Source organism: Parvibaculum sp. (assembly GCF_035511255.1).
GTDB lineage: Bacteria > Pseudomonadota > Alphaproteobacteria > Parvibaculales > Parvibaculaceae > Parvibaculum.
Genome location: NZ_DATKFR010000006.1, coordinates 1 through 2,092, shown reverse-complemented (window position 1 = coordinate 2,092; position 2,092 = coordinate 1). Strand labels below are relative to the sequence as shown.

General features: G+C 65.9%; 2 protein-coding genes. One reads left to right on the top strand and one right to left on the bottom strand.

Annotated elements, in window-relative coordinates:
• The coding region (gene mnmA / locus VMR03_RS00195; protein ID WP_325401080.1) for a tRNA 2-thiouridine(34) synthase MnmA at nucleotides 1–927 on the bottom strand (927 nt) is incomplete at its 3' end.
• Between the two features lie 301 nt (nucleotides 928–1,228).
• Here mnmA and VMR03_RS00190 point away from each other — a divergent pair.
• The coding region (locus VMR03_RS00190) for a hypothetical protein (RefSeq protein ID WP_325401078.1) at nucleotides 1,229–2,092 on the top strand (864 nt) is incomplete at its 3' end.

The window sequence follows — 2,092 nt, the reverse complement described above, 5'->3', positions numbered from 1 at the left end:
CACCTCGCGCAGGATCAACCGCTGCGTTTCGAGTGCCGACTTCGGACCGACCACGACTTCGCGGCGCGCCGCGTCGAGCTTTACGACGAAGAGCGGCTGCGCTTCCGGTTCATTCGCGCCGAGACCGAGGCCGCGCCGCTGGCCGATCGTGTAGTTGATGATGCCCTTGTGGCGGCCGAGCACCCGGCCTTCGAGATCGACAATGTCGCCCTCTTCCGCCGCGTCCGGCTTCAGCCGCTGAACGATGGTCGTGTAGCGCCCCGACGGCACGAAGCAGATGTCCTGACTATCGGGCTTCTGCGCCACCGGCAGCGTCATGCGTTCCGCGAGCGCGCGCGTCTCCGGCTTGGTGAGATCGCCAAGCGGAAAACGCAGGAAGTCGAGCTGTTCGCGCGTCGTCGTGAAGAGGAAATAGCTCTGGTCGCGATCGAGATCGCTCGGGCGATGAAGTTCGCGACCGTTCGGCCCCTGACGGCTGGCGATATAATGCCCGGTAGCGAGCGCCGCCGCGCCGAGATCGCGCGCCGTGTCGAGAAGATCGCGGAACTTCACGCGCTCGTTGCAGCGGACGCAAGGGATCGGCGTTTCGCCTACCGCATAGGAGGAGGCAAAGTCGTCCATCACCGAGCGGCGAAAACGCTCTTCATAGTCGAGCACGTAATGCGGGATGCCGATCATCTCGGCGACGCGGCGCGCATCGTGAATATCCTGACCGGCGCAGCAGGCGCCCTTGCGCTTGACCGCCTCGCCGTGATCGTAGAGCTGCAACGTGATGCCCACGACGTCGTAACCCTGCTCCTTCAGAAGCGCGGCCGTGACGGAAGAATCGACGCCGCCCGACATGGCGACGACCACCCGCGTCTCCTCGGGGCGTCCCGGGAGATCGAGGCTGTTCAGGCCTGTCGCTTCGTCGAAGGGCTCACGCATGATCGTCTTCCACCCGCTGGGGGTCTCGAAAGAGGCCGCATAATAGGAGTGTTGCCGGGAAGGGCAAGCCTCGCCGACCGGGACACCCTGCCCCGGCAGAATTTGCCGACCCGGCAGGAGAGAACCTGGACGGCAGTGACGAGCGCCAACCAACATATTGATTTAAAACGCATTTTTATACCCGCTCAGATGGCCCGCTGCTTGCGTTCAAGGGGAACGAACAAAAGTTCCAGCAAGCCGAGGCGCTATGGGTCTGCCATCTTCCGTTAATTTTCGCGTCGCTCAGGTCGATCCGACATCCTTGATCGCCGCGCCGTCGCGTACCGCCGACAGTTCGGGGGGCGCGGACGCCTTCGAACGTCATCTGGACCGGTCGGCAAGTCCTGAAACACGCGCCGCCGAGAGGCGCGACGACCAGCGTCAGCGCGAGCGCGGCCGGACAGAGACCCGCAGCGACGCGGCCACGAACACGGCCGCCGGCCAGCCTGCTTCCGACACATCTGCGCCGGAGGCCAACAGCGCCGCAGACCTTCAGCCGACGGACCTGCCGCTTCCCACGACGGAATCAGCCGACGCCGCGCCGAAGACGGATACTCAGACCAAGACGGATTTGGCGACCAAGCCCGCCACACCCGCGACGGCCGGCACAACCGAGGCGACCGCTTCGACCGTCGAGGAAACCACGAACCCGACAGAGGACGATGGTCTTCACGTCGAGCCCGCGATCGAAGCGCCCGCCAAGAACGCCACAGCGGTGCAGAAGCCGGACGACGACGGCAAGGCGGTTGCCGACAAGAGCAACGATGCGGCCATCGTCAGTCTGCTGGTCGCGCCTCCCGCGCCCCAACAGCAAGCCATCGTAAAAACCGCGACCCGAGCCACGGCCGTACCCGATACCGCCCTTCCGGTCACCGCGCCCACCTCCCCTACCGACGCCGCACTTGCGGCGGCTGCAGAAGCGCAATCGGTCACGGGCGACGCGCAGACGGATCAACCGGATGCCACCGGCGAGGTGGATGCGGACTCCGGCCTTGCCGTAAAGCCAAAGGTCGAGGGGCTTGGCCATCAGGCGGCCGCCGACATGGCCGAAAAGACGTCGGAACGCGCCACAACGCCCGCGCAACCGGCCAACGCGCCGGCCATCGCCACGGTCACGACCGCCGCA